Source organism: Lentzea sp. CC55 (assembly GCF_021056325.1).
GTDB classification, from domain to species: Bacteria; Actinomycetota; Actinomycetes; order Mycobacteriales; family Pseudonocardiaceae; genus Lentzea; species Lentzea jiangxiensis.
Genome location: NZ_JAJCXE010000019.1, coordinates 315,871 through 332,313, shown reverse-complemented (window position 1 = coordinate 332,313; position 16,443 = coordinate 315,871). Strand labels below are relative to the sequence as shown.

The 16,443-nt window shown below is 69.7% G+C and carries 17 protein-coding genes; 10 read left to right on the top strand and 7 right to left on the bottom strand.

Annotated elements, in window-relative coordinates:
- Nucleotides 1-118: 118 nt before the first annotated feature.
- Both L6E10_RS13245 and L6E10_RS13240 read right to left on the bottom strand, forming a co-directional pair.
- Nucleotides 119-790 carry a fibronectin type III domain-containing protein gene (locus L6E10_RS13245; protein WP_236219809.1) on the bottom strand — a complete coding sequence of 224 codons (672 nt, stop codon included), beginning with the start codon at nucleotides 788-790 and terminating at the stop codon, nucleotides 119-121.
- Nucleotides 787-1,389: a hypothetical protein gene (locus tag L6E10_RS13240; RefSeq protein WP_236219808.1), complete on the bottom strand. Its 603-nt coding sequence runs from the start codon at nucleotides 1,387-1,389 to the stop codon at nucleotides 787-789. Before L6E10_RS13240 ends, L6E10_RS13245 begins: the two co-directional genes overlap by 4 nt.
- Nucleotides 1,390-1,469: 80 nt before the next feature.
- Here L6E10_RS13240 and L6E10_RS13235 point away from each other — a divergent pair, with 80 nt between their 5' ends.
- Nucleotides 1,470-2,357: a LysR family transcriptional regulator gene (locus L6E10_RS13235; protein WP_236219807.1), complete on the top strand. Its 888-nt coding sequence runs from the start codon at nucleotides 1,470-1,472 to the stop codon at nucleotides 2,355-2,357.
- On the opposite strand, the gene L6E10_RS13230 is transcribed toward L6E10_RS13235, so the two are convergent.
- Nucleotides 2,260-3,123, bottom strand: coding sequence for a DMT family transporter (locus L6E10_RS13230; RefSeq protein WP_236219806.1), 864 nt, complete (start codon nucleotides 3,121-3,123; stop codon nucleotides 2,260-2,262). The two genes, L6E10_RS13235 and L6E10_RS13230, sit on opposite strands and share 98 nt — an antisense overlap.
- A gap of 92 nt (nucleotides 3,124-3,215) precedes the next feature.
- Between L6E10_RS13230 and L6E10_RS13225 the strand changes: the two genes are divergently transcribed.
- Complete coding sequence (locus L6E10_RS13225) at nucleotides 3,216-4,124, top strand: RluA family pseudouridine synthase (protein WP_236219805.1); 909 nt, start codon at nucleotides 3,216-3,218, stop codon at nucleotides 4,122-4,124.
- Nucleotides 4,125-4,215: 91 nt separating this feature from the next.
- Here the strand turns inward: L6E10_RS13225 and L6E10_RS13220 are convergent, their stop codons facing one another.
- Nucleotides 4,216-5,109: an aminoglycoside phosphotransferase family protein gene (locus tag L6E10_RS13220; RefSeq protein ID WP_236219804.1), complete on the bottom strand. Its 894-nt coding sequence runs from the start codon at nucleotides 5,107-5,109 to the stop codon at nucleotides 4,216-4,218.
- 175 nt (nucleotides 5,110-5,284) lie between these two features.
- Between L6E10_RS13220 and L6E10_RS13215 the strand changes: the two genes are divergently transcribed.
- A complete protein-coding gene (locus L6E10_RS13215; RefSeq protein WP_236219803.1) occupies nucleotides 5,285-5,602 on the top strand; it encodes a hypothetical protein in 318 nt (105 codons plus the stop codon).
- Between the two features lie 233 nt (nucleotides 5,603-5,835).
- On the opposite strand, the gene L6E10_RS13210 is transcribed toward L6E10_RS13215, so the two are convergent.
- A complete protein-coding gene (locus L6E10_RS13210; protein ID WP_240010482.1) occupies nucleotides 5,836-9,030 on the bottom strand; it encodes a GH92 family glycosyl hydrolase in 3,195 nt (1,064 codons plus the stop codon).
- Nucleotides 9,031-9,168: 138 nt separating this feature from the next.
- On the opposite strand from L6E10_RS13210, the gene L6E10_RS13205 reads away from it, so the two are divergent.
- The 3 genes from L6E10_RS13205 (at nucleotide 9,169) to L6E10_RS13195 (ending at nucleotide 11,477) form a co-directional block, all read left to right on the top strand.
- Nucleotides 9,169-9,552 (top strand): VOC family protein, encoded by a 384-nt coding sequence (locus L6E10_RS13205; RefSeq protein ID WP_236219801.1) that lies wholly within the window; start codon nucleotides 9,169-9,171, stop codon nucleotides 9,550-9,552.
- Between the two features lie 351 nt (nucleotides 9,553-9,903).
- Nucleotides 9,904-10,932 carry a glycoside hydrolase family 19 protein gene (locus L6E10_RS13200; protein ID WP_236219800.1) on the top strand — a complete coding sequence of 343 codons (1,029 nt, stop codon included), beginning with the start codon at nucleotides 9,904-9,906 and terminating at the stop codon, nucleotides 10,930-10,932.
- 53 nt (nucleotides 10,933-10,985) lie between these two features.
- Nucleotides 10,986-11,477, top strand: coding sequence for a DinB family protein (locus L6E10_RS13195; RefSeq protein WP_236219799.1), 492 nt, complete (start codon nucleotides 10,986-10,988; stop codon nucleotides 11,475-11,477).
- Here the strand turns inward: L6E10_RS13195 and L6E10_RS13190 are convergent.
- Nucleotides 11,474-11,719, bottom strand: coding sequence for a mycoredoxin (locus L6E10_RS13190; RefSeq protein WP_089919660.1), 246 nt, complete (start codon nucleotides 11,717-11,719; stop codon nucleotides 11,474-11,476). The genes L6E10_RS13195 and L6E10_RS13190 overlap by 4 nt on opposite strands.
- A 297-nt stretch (nucleotides 11,720-12,016) precedes the next feature.
- On the opposite strand from L6E10_RS13190, the gene L6E10_RS13185 reads away from it, so the two are divergent.
- From L6E10_RS13185 to L6E10_RS13175, 3 genes are all read left to right on the top strand, one after another.
- Nucleotides 12,017-12,640 carry a DUF4360 domain-containing protein gene (locus L6E10_RS13185; protein ID WP_236219798.1) on the top strand — a complete coding sequence of 208 codons (624 nt, stop codon included), beginning with the start codon at nucleotides 12,017-12,019 and terminating at the stop codon, nucleotides 12,638-12,640.
- 58 nt (nucleotides 12,641-12,698) lie between these two features.
- Entirely contained in the window at nucleotides 12,699-13,343 is a 645-nt protein-coding gene (locus L6E10_RS13180; protein WP_236219797.1) for a DUF4360 domain-containing protein, read from the top strand.
- Nucleotides 13,344-13,439: 96 nt separating this feature from the next.
- Entirely contained in the window at nucleotides 13,440-14,675 is a 1,236-nt protein-coding gene (locus L6E10_RS13175; protein ID WP_236219796.1) for a hypothetical protein, read from the top strand.
- Here the strand turns inward: L6E10_RS13175 and ilvA are convergent.
- Nucleotides 14,672-15,907, bottom strand: a complete 1,236-nt coding sequence (gene ilvA, locus L6E10_RS13170) for a threonine ammonia-lyase IlvA (RefSeq protein ID WP_236219795.1) — start codon at nucleotides 15,905-15,907, stop codon at nucleotides 14,672-14,674. The two genes, L6E10_RS13175 and ilvA, sit on opposite strands and share 4 nt — an antisense overlap.
- 68 nt (nucleotides 15,908-15,975) lie before the next feature.
- Between ilvA and L6E10_RS13165 the strand changes: the two genes are divergently transcribed.
- On the top strand, nucleotides 15,976-16,443 hold a 468-nt coding region (locus L6E10_RS13165), incomplete at its 3' end, for a lytic polysaccharide monooxygenase (protein WP_236219794.1).

Here is a 16,443-nt window from a genome sequence, read left to right as displayed (position 1 = left end):
GTCTTCGGACTCCTGGCCGCGGTGAACGTCCTGCTCGCGGTCACCGAGAGCACGACCTGGCCCTACCCGCTCGCGGCGATGCTCCTCGCCGCGAGCGCGTGGTGCGGCAGACAGGCCCTCAGACCTTCCCCGTCCTCTGGTGGGTCAGGTTCGAGGGCGCCCCGAACCGGAACGCCCGCACCCGATAGGCCGCGGCTTTCTCGTCTGGGAGTGTGATCACCCCGTAGGACGTGGTGTCCGGGTCGAGCTGCACGGCGACGCGGTAGTCCACCGCGCCCGCGGGCCTGACCTCGATCAGGTACCCGTCCTCGTCCGACGCCCTGTCCCGCCAGGTGAACAGGATCCCGTTGGCGTGCTTCACCTCCGCCCCGAGCTCGCGCGCCGCCGCCTCGGGTGACGCCACGGGGTGCGTGCCCCCGCCGTCCCTGCGCGGCGCCGTCCAGTCCGGCCCCTCGATCTCCGGCACGTCGTCCCCCGGTGGCAGAGCGACGTCCACGGTGGCCGAAGCGGTTCCCGTGTACGGCCGGACCCGGTAGTAGAAAGAGGTTTCCGGGATCAGGTCCCGGTGCCGGTAGGAGTTCTTCGCCGGTGGGCTGAACTCCAGGACCGCGTACTCGCCGTCCGCCGCGTTCGCGTACTCGACGACCTGCCCGGCCGCCCCCGCCTCCGGACGCCAGTGCAGCGTCACGTCCACGGGCGAGGTCAGCTCGGACGTCAGCACGGGGTCCTGCCGCTCCTGGCCGCAGGCAGCCAGGAACAGCAGTCCCACCAGGGTCGCCCGCCCGATCACTTGCGCCAGAACCGCACGTTGCTCCAGACGACCGTGGCAGGTCCCTGGCCGCTGGACGTCCTGTAGGCGCCGAACTTGTCGTAGAAGCTCGTACCCGAGCTCGCGTAGGTGTGCGCGCGCGAGCCGTTGATGTACGTGCGGTGTTCTGTAGCCGTGTTGTGCACGGTGTTCACGCGAACGGTCGTGCCCACGGTCGCGCCGGTGGAGATGGTGGCGCCCCCGTGCACGGCGTACAGGCGGCCGCCGCGTTCGACGGCGAGCATCCAGAACGGTCCCGCGGTGGGGGCCTCCCGGAACGTCTGCTTGAGACTGACGCGGGTGCCGCCGAGACTCGTGATCCGGAAGCTGCCCTCGAACTGGCGCGTGCCGCCGGTGTAGGTGGCGTAACGCCGCTCGGCGCGCTGGTCACCGCTCGCGGTGGAGCAGGTGAGCCGGAACGTCAGGTCGCTGACCGTGCCGCAGCCGCGTTCCTGGACGGTGAACGACGGCGAGTAGCTCGTCCACGGTCCGGTTTCGACCTGGGCCTGCGCCGGGGAGACCGGCACGAGCAGACCGGCTGCCAGTGCGATCGCCGCGATGGCGCGGAGTCGTTCGGACATACCGCTACCTCCTCAAGACGTGCTGAGGACAGCACGTCTTCTCAGGGGGCGGTAGCCGGACTGTAGCGGATAATGATCCGGTGTTCGACCTCCACCGCCTGCGACTTCTGCGCGAACTCTCCCGAAGGGGGACGCTCGCGGCCGTCGCGCAGGCGTTGAACTACAGCCCCTCGTCGGTGTCGCAGCAGCTGTCGTTGCTGGAGAACGAGGTCGGCGTGCCGCTCCTGGAACCCGTCGGCCGTCGTGTCAAGCTCACTCCCCAGGCCGAGATCCTGGTGCGGCACACCGAAGAGGTCCTCACCCGGCTCGACCAGGCCGAGTCGGAGGTCGCCGCCTCGCTGCACGAGATCACCGGCACGCTGCGCGTCGCGACGTTCCAGACGGCGGCCCTGGCGCTGATCCCGGCGACGCTGGCGCGCATGCGGGACGAGCACCCGTCGCTGCGGATCGAGTTCCAGGTGCTCGACCCCGCGGAAGCGCTGTCCGCCTTGAACGCCAGGGACTTCGACCTCGTCTTCGTGGAGGAGTGGCCGGACCAGCCGGAGGCACGGTTCAGCGGTCTCGAGTACCGGGAACTGACCCGGGACCCGATCCGGCTGGCCGTCCCCCGCGGACTCCCGGTCTCCGAGATCGGCTCCCACCCGTGGATCATGGAGACCGAGGGCTACCCGCAGCGGATCTTCAACGTGAACTGGTGCCGCCACAACGGTTTCGAGCCGGACGTGCGCTTCTCCTCCACCGACGTGCTGGTGAAGCTGCGGTTCGTGGAGCGGGGTCTCGCGGTCGCGCTGCTGCCGGACCTGGTCTGGTACGACCGCGAGATCACCGTCGACCTGCACGAGCTGCCGGAACCGAGGTCCCGGCTGCTGTTCACCGCCGCACGGGCAGGGCGAGGTCAGCATCCGGCTGTGCGGGCTTTCCGCGAGACGCTGGCGCTTTCCGTAGCGCCGCTCCGACCCCGGCCGTGATCACGAGCGCGATGCCGAGCAGCGAGACCACACCGAGGTGCTGGCCGAGCAGCAACGCCCCGGCGAGCGCGGCGGCGGCGGGTTCGAGGGCGAGCACGACGCCGAACGTGCTGGGCTGCAACGTCTTGAGCGCCCTGATCTCCAGGGTGTAGGGGACCGCGGACGCCAGCAGCGCCACCAGCGTGCCGAGCAGCAGCATCTTCGGCTCGAACAACGCGGTGCCTGCCGTCGACAGCCCGTACGGCAACGTCAGCGCGGCCGCGATCACACTCGCGCCCGCCAGTCCGCCGGTGCCGAGCCCCGCCGTCGCGACCTCGCGCCCCGCGAGCACGTAGCAGGCCCAGAACGCGGCCGCGATCAACGCGAGCGCCACCCCGACCAGGTCGAGCTCCGAGCCCGTGTACTCGCGCCACCCGAGGACCAGCACGCCCACGAGGGCCAGCCCGACCCACACGAAGTCCCGCGGCCGCCTGCTCAGCACCGCGGCGAGCCCGAGCGGCCCGAGGAACTCGATCGTCACGGCCACGCCGAGCGGGATCCGGTCGAGGGCGAGGTAGAACGTGCCGTTCATGCCGGCCATCGTCATGCCGAGCACGAGCGTCTCCTGCCGGAACTTCGGCCGCACCACCACCGCCAGCACCAGCGCCGCGATGCCGAGCCGCAGGGCCGTGGCGCCCGGAGCGCCGACCTGGCCGAAGAGCTGGTTCGCGAACGCCGCGCCGAACTGCAGTGAGATGACCGAGCCGAGGACGAGGAAGACCGACATGCGGCCAGTCTTCGTGCTGCCGTCTGTTCAGTACAGCGAATGTTAATGAGCGGTATCGTTCGGTTTTTCCGACCGATTAGACTGGTCGGGCGATGAGACGCAAACTCACCTCCCCCCTCCCCCAGCGCCACGGCCTGGACGCCGCGCGGCTGAAGCTGCCCCCGGAAGGCCCGTGGCTGTCGCTGCGCGACCACCTGGTGGAGCGCCTGCCGCGCGTGGCCTCCTCACGCATCGACGAGATGCTGGCGGAGGACCGGATCTGGGGCGTCTCCGGACCGCTCGGCCTCGACGCGCCGTTCGTGCCCGACTCCTACATCTGGTTCCACCGCGACCTGCCCACCGAGGTGCCGGTGCCGTTCGAGATCGGGGTCGTGCACCAGGACGACGACATCGTGGTCGCGGACAAACCGCACTTCCTCGCGACGATCCCGCGCGGGCAGCACATCATGCAGACGGCGCTGGTGAAGCTGCGCGACTCGCTCGGCCTGCCGGAGCTCTCCCCCGCGCACCGCCTGGACCGCGTCACGGCCGGGCTCGTGCTGTTCGTCGTGCGGCGCGAGCTGCGGGGCAAGTACCAGACGATGTTCCGCGACCGCCTGGTGCACAAGGAATACGAGGCCATCGCACCGCACGACCCGGCGTTGTCGTTGCCTCGCGTGGTGCGCTCGCGGATCGTCAAGGAGCGCGGGATCATCACCGCGTTCGAGGTCGACGGCGAGCCGAACGCCGAGACGCACGTGTCCCTCGTGGAGCACCGCGACGGGTTGGGGCGCTACCGGTTGAAGCCGTTGACCGGACGCACCCACCAGCTGCGGCTGCACATGTCCGGGCTCGGGGTGCCGATCGTGAACGACGACTTCTACCCGGTGCTGCGGGACCGGCCGCTCGACGACTTCTCGTCGCCGCTGCAGCTGCTGGCCCGCGATCTGTCCTTCGTGGACCCGGTGTCCGGGGTGCGGCGGTCCTTCCGCTCCCGGCTGGAGCTGTCCGCCTGGTCATGAGACGTGCGAGCGACCGGTGCGGACCGGTTCGCAGGCGTGGCAACCGCTGACCGGAGTCCGAGTCACCCACGCCGCGAGAGCGCACGCGTGGTCATGAGACGTGCGTGCGCACAGTCCCGATCGGCTGCGGTTCCCACACCTGCCCCATCCGTTCGAGCAGCCGCGCCGCGAGCGCGCTCATCCGCGGGTGCGTCTCGGTGAACGTCGCGACCACCCGCGCGCGGTACATCAGCCGGCCGCGCGCCGTCGTGCTGTACCAGAACCAGTCCTCGTCCACGACCCTGGCGAGGTGGTCGGTGCCGTCGCGTTCGGCGCGCTGCACCAAGGCGTCGCCCTGCACGAACCACCGCAGGCACGCGTCTTCGAGCGGGGCCGTGAACCCGCGCTCCTCGAAGTACGCCTGCTCGGCGGCTTCGCGCAGCTCACGGGGCGTTTCGGTGACCGTGGCGCAGGTCGGGAAGCCGATGCGGAGGTAGACGACCTCGGTCAGGCCGTCGCCCAGCGCGGCGCCTTCGAGGTCGACGAACCTCGCGCCCTGCGGTGAGTACATGTCGTTGCCGGCACACGGGTCGCCGTGCAGGAGGTCGAACTTCCCGGTGTCCTCGAAGACCAGTTCCTCCTCGGCGCCGCCGAGCTCGACCTCCATCGCCCGCACGAACCGCAGGAACGGCGTCGGGTCCGGGACCACCTGGCGCGGCAGCAGGCCGGCGTGCTCGGGGCCGGTGGCGCCGTGCAGCCGGGCGAGACCGCGGGCGTAGTCGACGACCCAGTCCTCGCGCGGCGGATCGGAGCGCAGCTTCTCCAGCACCACGGTCCGTTCGGCGTGGTCCACGGACAGGACGCGCGGCACCGCACCCGTGTGCGCGGCCAGTCGCAGCGCCGTCACCTCGCGCTCGAAAGCGGCCTGGTCCGCCACCACCTGCTTGACGACCCGGTCGCCGTCCGCCCACACCCGCGACCGCACTCCGCTCGGAAGCCGTTCCACGGAACAACACCATTCCACACGTTCGAAGAGTTGTGTAACAACGTCCGCGAACCACGCGGATCCACAGTCGTGCGGAACCGTGGCGAGCAAGCGGGACGATTACCGTCGCTGACCGGCATGAGATTCATCGCCGCGTTCGGTTTCCACATCAACGCGGCCGGCTTGTGGCCCTATCGTGCTCACCTGGTCGGCGAGGCCGGGCACCCCGGCACCGGCGGTGTGGCGGCGGCGAGCCGCGAAGATCTTCCCCAACCACGTCGCGACCTGGCTCGTCGTCCTGCTCGCGGTGTCGGCGACACCCGCGGCGGCGCTCGCGAACCTGTCGTTGCCGCAGGCGTGGATCCCCAGCGAGAGCGTCTACTTCGACCTGAACACGTCGAACACCGGCTCGTTTTCGTCTTCCGCCTGTTCGTCGTCGCGTACGTCGGGTCCTGGTACCTGCCGGCGTCGTTCCCGTACGTCGCCGGCACGGTGGTCCCGCTGGCACTGCTGATCCCGGCCGTGGCGGTCGCGGTGGATGGTGTGGCTCGGGACCGTGTCGTTCGCGTTCCACATGGGCCCCAGATCGTCATGCGGGTGGCGGAGAAGGCCTTCGACGTGCACGCGTTCCCGCTCGCCGCGGCGCTCGGGACGTTCGCGGCGTCGACGGTCGCGGCCTGGCTGCCGCACCGGCTGGTCGAGGTGCCCGCGGAACGGTGGATCCGCGGGCACCCCGACCGGCTCGGGTCAGGCGAGCGTCAGCGCGTACAGCTCCACCCGCGGGTCGTCGGGCAGCGTCACCGAGCGGACCGTCTTCGACGCGTCCAGCCTCAGCGACTGACCGAACAGCCGGACCGGTGGCCCGTCAACACCCTGTCCTGCCTTGATGCGGTGCGGCATCTCCAGGACCGCCGGGCCGCCGCCCGCCCAGTCCGGCACCGGCGCGGCGACCTCGGCCGAGGTGCCGTCGGTGTACCAGACGGTGAACGCGGCGGACACCGGTCCGTTGTGCGACGACCCCACGACGTGCAGCCACGAGTACTGGCCGGCGGGCAGCAGCAGGCCCTGGCCCCGCGCCTCCACGAAGTTCGGCGCCGTACCGGTCGGATCCGGTGCCTGGTAGGTGATGCCGCCCCACGTCACGGGACCGGCCGGGGGCAGCAGGGCGGCGTCGTAGCTCCAGCCGCCGCCGTCGAAGTTGCCCGCGGCGGAGTCCGCGACCGTGGCCGTGCCGTCGTGGTTGAGCTCCGACGTGACGTCCACCGAGCACGTCGAGAACGCGCACAGGGCGGCCGGTTTGACCTCGACCACCGCCTTCAGCGAGATCGACTCGACCTGCACGGAGATCTCGTACGACCCCGGCGCCACGCCCGCGGGCACGGTGAACGTCAGCGGCACCGTCTTCTGCGACGGCAGGTGCCGCGACACGATGACGAACGGCTTGGCGCCGTTCACCTCCCACCCGGCGGGTGCCGTCACGGCGGGCCGCACCGAGGTGGCGCCCGGCGACTGGGCCAGCACGTCGAGCTGCACCGTCAGCGACTGCGGGGAGTCCGAGGCCGGCAGCACGACCTCGGTGTTGCGCAGCGACGCGGACAGGGCTCGGCGCGAGTCCTGCTTGCCGTCGTTGAGCGACGGCGGCTCGTCCGAGCGCCCCGTGCCCCACGACGAGGGCTTCGACGACACCTCGTGGGTCAGCTTGCCGCCGCGCTGCAGCGACGACCACGTCAGGTAGGTCTTGCGGACGTCGCGGCCGCCGAACGACACGCTCTTGATGTACCGGTTGGTGTCCGACACGCCCTTCGCCGTCACGCTCAGCGTGCCGCCCTGCGAGCCGTGCTGTCCGATTCGGACGGTCGCGGACTCGAACTGCGGTGACGACAGGGCGAGGAAGTCCGCGCCGTTGAACGTCGGGTAGAGCCCCAGCGACGAGAAGACGTACCAGGCCGACATCGTGCCCAGGTCGTCGTTGCCGGTCATGCCGTCCGGGCCGGTCGTGAACAACGTCATGGCCGCCCGCACGACCGTCGCGGTCTTCGACGGCGCGCCCGCCCACAGGTACATGTACGGCGCGAGCAGGTCGGGTTCGTTGTTCGGGTTGTAGGTCGGCTTGCCGTAGTAGTCGTACGGCTCGGTGATCCAGTCACGCCGCGCGGTGCCGGCGGGGTCGACGAGCAGCTTGTCGTAGGCGAAGAACGAGTCGAGGCGCTTCTCGGTCTCCTTGCGGCCGCCCATCAGCGACACCAGCCCGGCCGGGTCCTGCGGCACCAGCCACTGGTACTGGTACGCGCCGCCCTCGTGGAACTGGTGCGAGGCGTCGACCGGGTTGTACGGCGCCAGCCAGGTGCCTGCGGCGGTGCGCGGGCGGAACTGGCCGATCGAGGAGTCCCAGAGGTTGCGGTACCACTGGCCGCGGTCCGCGAACATCCGCGCGTCCGCCTTCTTGCCGAGCCCCTCGGCCATCAGCGCGAGCGACGCGTCGGCGGCCGAGTACTCGAGGGTCGCGGAGGCCGGGTGCACGCAGTCGTTGTCGCCGCCCTTGTGCGCGCAGTCCTCACCCAGTTCGAGACCGGACGGGATGTACCCGCGGTCGGCGTAGTAGGTGACGCCGGAACGGCCGTTGTACGGGGATTCGGCGGGGGGCAACGACGTCGCGTTCGCGCGCAGGAGCCGGTAGGTCTCCTCCTCGTACCCCTTGAGCAGCCCCTTCGACCAGGCCTCGACGAGGAACGGCGTGACCGGGTCGCCGGTCATGATGTTCGTCTCGGACGACGCGAGGGCCCAGCGCGGCAGCCACCCGCCGTCCCGGCCACTGGCCACGACCGACAGTGCGACGTCACGCGCGACACGGGGTTCGAGGATCTGCAGCAACTGGTTCTGCGGCCGGTAGGTGTCCCACAGCGAGAAGTTCTGGTACGGCGTGTAGCCCGACGCCGTGCGCACCTTGCCGTCGAAGCCCATGTACCTGCCGTCGACGTCACCGGCGAGGTTCGGGTGCAGCACCGAGTGGTAGAGCGCGGTGTAGAACGCGACCTGCCGGTCCCGCGGCCCGCCGGACACCCGCACGGCGTCGAGCTGCTTCTTCCAGACGTCCTTCGCCGCGGCGACCGTGCCGTCGAAGTCGTAGGACGGCGCCTCGGCCGCGAGGTTCTTCCGCGCGCCCTCGATGCCCGTGTAGGACAGGCCGAGCTTCAGCACGACATCGCGGTCGGCGGTGGCGTCGAACGTCACCCACGCGCCGTTCCCGCCCGTGCCGGCGGCGTCCCGCGACCCCGGCGTGGGAACGTTGCCCCGCCACGAGCCGAAGGACGCGAACGGGCGGTCGAACGAGGCCGTGAAGTACACGGTGTGCTCGTCCTTGCCCGCGCAGAACCGGCCGTTGCGCACCCGGCCCTCGATCGTCCTGTCGCCGACGACGTGGATCTCCGAGTCCAGCACCGTCTGGTTGGAACGCCCGGTGTTGAACAGGACGTTGGCCGCCCCCGACGACGGGAACGTGTAGCGCTGCCAGCCGGTCCGCTGCGTCGCCGTGAGCTCGGCGTTCACGCCGTAGCGGGACAGGCCGACGCGGTAGTAGCCGGGCTGCGCGGCTTCGTCCGAATGGCTGAAGCCGGACTTGTAACCGTTGATGTCAACGTTGTCAACAGACCCGACAGTGGGCATCACCGGCAGCTCGCCCATGACGCCGCACCCCACACCCGACAGGTGGGTCTGCGAGAAGCCGTGGAGGGAGGTGGCCTTGTAGTCGTACCCGCCCTGACCACCCGTGTCAGGGCTGACCTGGACCATTCCGAACGGCAGCGAGGCGCCCGGGAAGGTGTTGCCGAAGTTCTGCGTCCCCACGAAGGGGTTCACCAGGGACGAGGGGTCCTCGTCCGCCTGAGCCGCTTGCACGGGGACCGTCAACCCTAGTAACAGCCCGACCACAACCAGTGTCCGCATGAAAGGCAGTATTGTCCGTTCACCGCCGCGCCGACACCGTCCGAGGTCGGCGATGCGCGTTTTTGTCGCGGTGCCGGCTGTTCCTGTCGTGTTTTGTCAATCGTGGTCACCTCGAGGCGCCTGCGGTAAGCAGGTGTCATGCCCGCACAGCTCAACCACACCATCGTCCACGCCAGCGACCAGAACCGCTCCGCCCGCTTCCTGACCGAACTGCTCGGTCTGCCGGACCCGGTGCGCTACGGCCCGTTCCTCGTCGTCGAGGTCGCGAACGGCGTCTCCCTCGACTACATGACCAGCCAGGGCCCCATCACCGGGCAGCACTACGCGTTCCTCGTGTCCGAGGAGGAGTTCGACGAGATCTTCGGACGCATCCGGGAACGCGGCCTCGACCACTGGGCCGACCCCTTCCACAGCCGGCCGGGAGAGATCAACCACAACGACGGTGGCCGCGGCGTCTACTGGAACGACCCGGACGGCCACGCACTGGAGATCATCACGCGTCCGTACGGGTCCGGTGCCTGACGAACCGGTTCACGCAGCCAAAAGGCACAGACCGACTCTTGTACTCGGCGTCCCCGCCTGCCACCGTGAGAGCGGTAACACGCAGTGGGCGCAGACCCTCCGAGGAGTTGGTCGCCGCGGCGGGAACACGCGCCGCACATCGCCAAGCGCGTGTTCCGTCCCGCAACAGGCCCACCTCCACAGCGGCTGCACCATCGGCGCGACAAAACAGGTCTAGACCCTTGACTGGTCTGGACCAATAGTGCCAACCTCAGCACTGTTCACATCCTCGATTCCTCGGATGCACCAAGACTCCAGGAGTGGGTGACCTTGCTGAAAAAACGCATCTTGGCGTCTCTCGCGGCAGGGGTGATGGCGGCTTCTCTGGCCGTCATCGCGCCGGCCGCGTCCTCCCAGGCAGAAGTGTCCGCGCAGGCCTGCACCTCCACGGACTGGGTCCAGGGTCAGTGGTACACCACCGGCTCGATCGTGAGATTCGAAGGCAGGTACTACGTCGCCGAGCACGACAACCCGGGCTACAGCCCGACGGTTTCCACGTGGTACTGGGAGCCGACGAGCTGTGACGGCGGTGGCGGAGGTGGCGGCGGCACCTGCACCAGCGCCACCGACTGGGTCGCCGGACGGCAGTACTACACCGGCAACATCGTGCGCTACAACGGTTCCTACTACATCGCCGAGCACGACAACCCCGGTTACGACCCGACGGTCTCCACGTGGTTCTGGGAGCCGCACAACTGCGGCGGCGGCGGAGGCGGCGGTGGCGGCGGCAGCTTCGTCGTCAGCGAAGCCCAGTTCAACCAGATGTTCCCCGGCCGCAACGCCTTCTACACCTACCAGGGCTTCGTCGACGCGGCGCGCACCATCCCCGCGTTCGGCACGACCGGTAGCGACACGGTGAAGAAGCAGGAAGTCGCGGCGTTCCTCGCGAACGCGTCGCACGAGACCGATGGCCTCGTGCACATCGAAGAGATCAACAAGAACAACGACCTCTGCGACGAGAGCCAGCCCTACGGCTGCCCGGCCGGCACCTACGCCTACTACGGCCGCGGTCCGATCCAGCTGTCGTGGAACTTCAACTACAAGGCCGCCGGCGACTACCTCGGCCTGAACCTGCTGCAGAACCCGTACCAGGTGGCGCAGAACTCCACGACCGCGTGGCGGACGGCGATCTGGTACTGGATGACGCAGCGCGGTCCCGGTTCGATGACGCCGCACGACGCGATGGTCACCAGCGCCGGCTTCGGCCAGACCATCCGCAGCATCAACGGCTCCCTGGAGTGCGACGGCCGCAACCCGGCGCAGGTCCAGAGCCGCGTCTCGAAGTACCAGCAGATCACCGGCATCATCGGGGTGACCCCCGGCGGCAACCTCTACTGCTAGTGGTCGGCCGGACCAGGACTCGAGCGGTCCTGGTTCGGTCATAGCTTCACTGCATGACCATGGAGCTCAACGACCTGCTGCACGAACTGAACGACCAGCGCCGGACCTTCCGCATCACGATGCGGGGTCTCACCGCGGCCGACGCGGTGAAGCGCGCGACGGCCAGCGAGCTCACGCTGGGTGGGTTGCTCAAGCACCTCATCCGGTGTGAGCGCAGCTGGACCCACATCCTGACCGAGCAGCCCCTCCCCCCGCCCGGGATGCTGGACTCCGACCAGTACACCTGGACGGGCACGGACTTCGAGGGGCTGCTCGCGTCGTACGACGAGGCGGTGCGCGCGACCGATGAGGCCGTGCGCGCCGCCTCGCTCGACAAGCTCGTCCCGCTGCCGTCCGCGCCGTGGGACACGGACCCGCAGCCCATGTCGATCCGCATGATCGTGCTGCACCTGATCCGGGAGACCGCGCAGCACGCGGGTCACGCGGACATCATCCGGGAGACGCTCGACGGTCAGTCGACGACCGCGTCCCTTCGCGAGTCCTAGGCCGCGAGCTGTTCCTTGACCTGCGCCAGCGACGGGTTGGTGAGCGCCGCGCCGTTCGGGAAGTGGACGGTCGGCACCGTGCGGTTGCCGCCGTTCACGCTCATCACGAAGTCGGCCGCTCCCGGCGTCTCCTCGATGTTGATCTCGACGTACTCGATGCCTTCCCGGTCGAGCGAGCTCTTCAGGATGCGGCAGTAGCCGCACCACGAGGTCGAGTAGACGGTCAGCTGGTCGGGAGCCATCAGGCGCACTCCTCGTCGGGGTCGGACGGTGTCACCGGTGTCAACGCACCGCCGCGCGCGGTTCTTCCCGGGCCCGCCCGGCCCCGATCGTCAGGCAATCGTCAGGTCTATTCCGCACGCCTTCGGCCAGCATGGTTCCCGCGCGTCCGAGAATTTCGGACGTGCATTCAGTCGTGCATTCGAGCCGTGACCACCGCACAATTCAGTCACCCATTCGGTGGCCCGTCACCACGGAGGGTTTCCGCTATCGTCTGCATTCCGCCGCCGCTACCGCACCGCACAAAAGAAAGGCTGGCCATGTTGAAAACGGTGGCGGCTGCCGCCCTCGCGCTGTCCGCGGTCCTGACCGCGCCTGCCGCCCACGCAGCACCCGACGTCCCCGACTTCGTGACGATCGACGTCGTCACCGTGAACGGTTCCGGTTGTCCCGCCGGCACCGCGGCGGTCGCGGCCGCGGACGACCGCACGGCCTTCACGGTCACGTACAGCCAGTACCTCGCGCAGGCCGGACAGGGCTCCGGCCCCACCGACTTCCGCAAGAACTGCCAGCTCAACATCAGGGTGAGCTACCCGCAGGGCTTCACGTTCGGCATCGCCCAGGCCGACTACCGCGGTTTCGCCCACCTGCAGCCGGGCGCCACAGGAACGGAAAGAGGCAACTACTACTTCCAGGGCATGTCGCAGGGCGCGAGCCGCACCCACACCTTCAACGGCCCGAAGAGCGACAACTGGCAGGCCACCGACCGCGCGCAGGTGTCGGAAATCGTCTACGCGCCGTGCGGTGAGGTCCGCCACCTGAACATCAACACGGAACTGCGCGTGAATGCGGGAACCGCGTCGAAGGCGAACAGCTTCATGACGATGGATTCCACCGACAACAGCGTGAGCACGAAGTACCAGTTCTCCTGGAAGCGCTGCTGACCCCGGCACCGATCGCCGCCGCCCGTTCAGCGTTGACCCCCAGACGGAAAGGTGCCCCATGCTCACGACACTGGCCGCGGCCGCACTCGCGATGTCGACGATCATCATCCCGCCCGGCGGCGCCCCCGGCGACACCCCGCCGCCGGACCACATCACCATCGACGTCGTGACGATCAACGGATCGGGCTGCCGGGCCGGAACCGCCGCCGTCGCCGTCAGCCCGGACAACAAGGCGTTCACGGTCACCTACAGCGAGTTCATGGCGCAGGTCGGACCCCAGGCCCTGCCGACCGACTTCCGCAAGAACTGCCAGCTGAACCTGCGCGTCAACGTGCCGTCCGGCTTCACCTACGGCATCTCGTCGACCGACTACCGCGGCTTCGCGCACCTCGAACGCGGCGCCACGGCCCTGGAACGCGCGAACTACTACTTCCAGGGCATGTCGCAGACCGAGTACAAGCAGCACAACTACCGCGGCCCGTTCAGCGACGACTGGCAGGCGACGGACACGACCGACGTGGCCGCCATCGTCTACCACCCGTGCGGCGAGAAGCGGAACTTCAACATCAACACGGAGCTGCGGGTCATGGCCGGCACCTCCGACAAGAAGCTGACCAGCTTCATCTCGATGGACTCGACGGACGGGTCGATCGAGACGACCTACCACTTCTCCTGGAAGGTCTGTCCCCCCACGAGGCCGTAGTCGTCCCGCCAGGTGCCGGGCATTCCGCGAACGGGGTGCCCGGCACGCCCTCGTCCTGGGATGATCGGCTCCGAGCCGACGTCCGGGGGGACGACCATGACTCACCTGCCCGTGCTGGCCGGGACGGATCCCGGCGAGGCCTTCCGGTCCGTCGTGGACGCGATCGCGAAGGACCTGCCGCTTCCGGTGGACCCGCGGATCTCGGTGCTGCTCGACGACTTGCCGGACTCGTCCGCGCGGCTGGACCTCGTGCGGCTGGCCGTGATCGTGGTGCTCGAGAGGGAAGCTCCGAGGTTCCGGGTCCTGCCCGTCACGGCCTGCCACTGGAACCGGATCGGCTCGGAGTGGCTGATCTCGCGGGAACACCCCTCCCGCGGGTTCACCTTCGCCGACGGCAAGGAGCAGTCGCCCTGGCGCACGGTGACGCTGACCGAGGAGGACGGCACCGTGCACGTGACGTCGGGTGACGTGCGGATCGCGGTCGCGGTGCCGTCCGAGGAGGACTGCCGGCGTCTGCTGAAGACCGGCGTGAGGGGAACGCCACTGCGGTTCCCCGTCTTCCCGAGCGCGGGTGCCTCGATCCTCGCCCGCGGCGACGGGCCGGACGAGCTGCTGCTCTGGCGGTGCGGCCTGCCGGTGACGAGGTACCGCATGGCGGGACCGGTGCTCGCGGCGACCCACGTGGCCGACACGTCCCAGGAGCAGCTGATCGCACTGGTCGAGGTCGACGGCGAGCTGGTGCGCGTCGAACACGGCCAGGACCCGGAGACGAGCGAGTTGCGCACACCGATCGGCTTCAGCGTCACCGACGAGGCGGAGCGGGACCTCTCACCGCTCTACCTCGACATGGACGAACCGTGGCGGTACGGCGTCTACTTCCGCCGCGCCGGGAGGTGGTGGAACCTGCGCTACCACGGCGGCACGGTCACGCTCGCGGAGTCGCGGGCCACGACACATCAGCCCGGCCGCTGGCCCTGGCACGCCGAGGTCTTCGGAGGCGATCGATCGCTCTTCGGGCCGAACGGCTCGCACGGCGAACTGCAGGGGTCGGGGTGGAAGATCTGGAGCACGGACGGCGCTGTCATCCCGGATCCTCCGGACGAGCACGTCCTCGGCCTCACCGAGGTCGAGGGACAACCGGCGCTGCTGACCCGGGAGGGCGAGGTCGTCCGAGCACGGCGGCAGCACGACGTGCGCACGGTCGTCGAGTTCGAGGGACCCGTGATCCAGCACCACGGGCTGCCGTGGGTGGCGGTGCAGCGCTCGGCTCACCTCGTCGAGGTCGTCGACGTCGCGACCGGCGCGGTGCTGCACCGCGTCGACACCGCCTAGATCAGGAAGCGGTACGCCGTCGACCCCGGCTCGACGTGCTGGATCCTGAGCGGGGACTCCTTCATCCGCCCCCACAGCTGGTCGTAGTCCTCGCGACGGCCGAGTTCGATGCACACCAGCGCGGCGCCGGTCTCCCGGTTGTCGCGCTTGACGTACTCGAACCGCACGATGTCGTCGTCCTTGCCGAGCACGTCGTCGAGGAACCGCCGCAGCGCGCCGGGCTCCTGCGGGAACTCGACGAGGAACCAGTGCTTGAGGCCCCGGTGGATCATCGAGCGCTCGACGATCTCGGCGTAGCGGGAGACGTCGTTGTTGCCGCCGGAGAGCAGGCACACCACGGTCGAGTCGGGCGCGACGGAGATCTCCTCCAGCAGCGCGGCCGAGGCCAGGGCGCCCGCGGGCTCGGCGATGATGCCGTCGATCTGGTACAGCTCGAGCATCTCGGTGCAGACGGCGCCCTCGGCGACGGTGAGCAGCTCGGCGCCGCTGTCGCGCACCATCGGGAACGTCACGTCGCCCGCGCGGCGGACCGCGGCGCCGTCGACGAACGAGTCCACCTCGGGCAGCGTCACGGGGCCGCCCGCGTGGACAGCGGCGATCATGCTCGCGGCGCCGGCCGGTTCGACGCCGATGATGCGGGTGCGCGGGAAGCGCTCCTTGAACCAGGTGCCGACGCCGGAGAGCAGGCCTCCACCGCCGACGGGCACCACGACGACGTCGGGGGCGCCGCCGAGCTGCTGGACGATCTCCAGGCCGACGGTGCCCTGGCCCGCGACCGTGCGCGGGTCGTCGAAGGCCGGGACCAGGGTTGCGCCCGTGGTCTGCGCGTACTCCTGGGCGAGGGCCGCCGCGTCGTCGTAGGTGTCGCCGTCGACGATCAGCTGGACCATGCCCTGACCGAGCGCGGCGATGCGGTCCCGCTTCTGGCGCGGGGTGGTGCGCGGCACGTGCACGCGGCCCTCGATGCCGAGGCGGCGGCACGCGTAGGCCATGCCCTGGCCGTGGTTGCCCGCGGAGGCGCAGACGGCGCCGCCGAACGCGAGCTCGGTCTGGCAGAGCAGGTTGAACGCGCCGCGCAGCTTGTAGGAGCGGCCGACCTGGAGGTCCTCGCGCTTGAACCACACCCGCGCGCCGGTGCGCTCGGACAAGCGCTGGTTCACCTCGAGCGGCGTGGTGCGGGCGACTCCACCGAGCCGGGCTGCGGCCGCGGACACCTCATCAGCGAAGGACATGTCAGTACATCTTCCGTGAACGACTCGGGTCTGGCACGCGTACTCCTGGAAGGAAGGGGGCGGTGCCCGTGTTTCGCCTTGTGGGCGTGCTGACGCTGCTCATGCTGGTCTCCGGGGTGCCCGCGCACGCCCATGGCGCGCCGACCGACCCCGCGAGCAGGGCGTTCCTGTGTTCGCCAGGTCAGCCCACAGCATCATCCTCGCCCTGCCGCGGCGCCATCGCGGCGGGGTTGCCGTCCGAGGAGTGGGACAACGTCCGCCTGGCGGACGTCCGGGGGCGTGACGCGGCGATGGTCCCCGACGGCAAGCTGTGCAGCGCGGGCCTGCCGAGGTACGCCGGGCTCGACGTGCCGTCGGCCGCCTGGCCCGCGACGAAGCTCAAGGGCACCGCCTTCACCTACCGGGCGACGATCCCGCACCGGGGGTCGTTCCGCTTCTACGTCACGCGCGACGGGTACTCGCCCGCCCGGCCGCTGCGGTGGGCGGACCTGGAGCAGTTCCTCACCGTGCCCGGTCCCCCGCTCGTGAACGGCTCC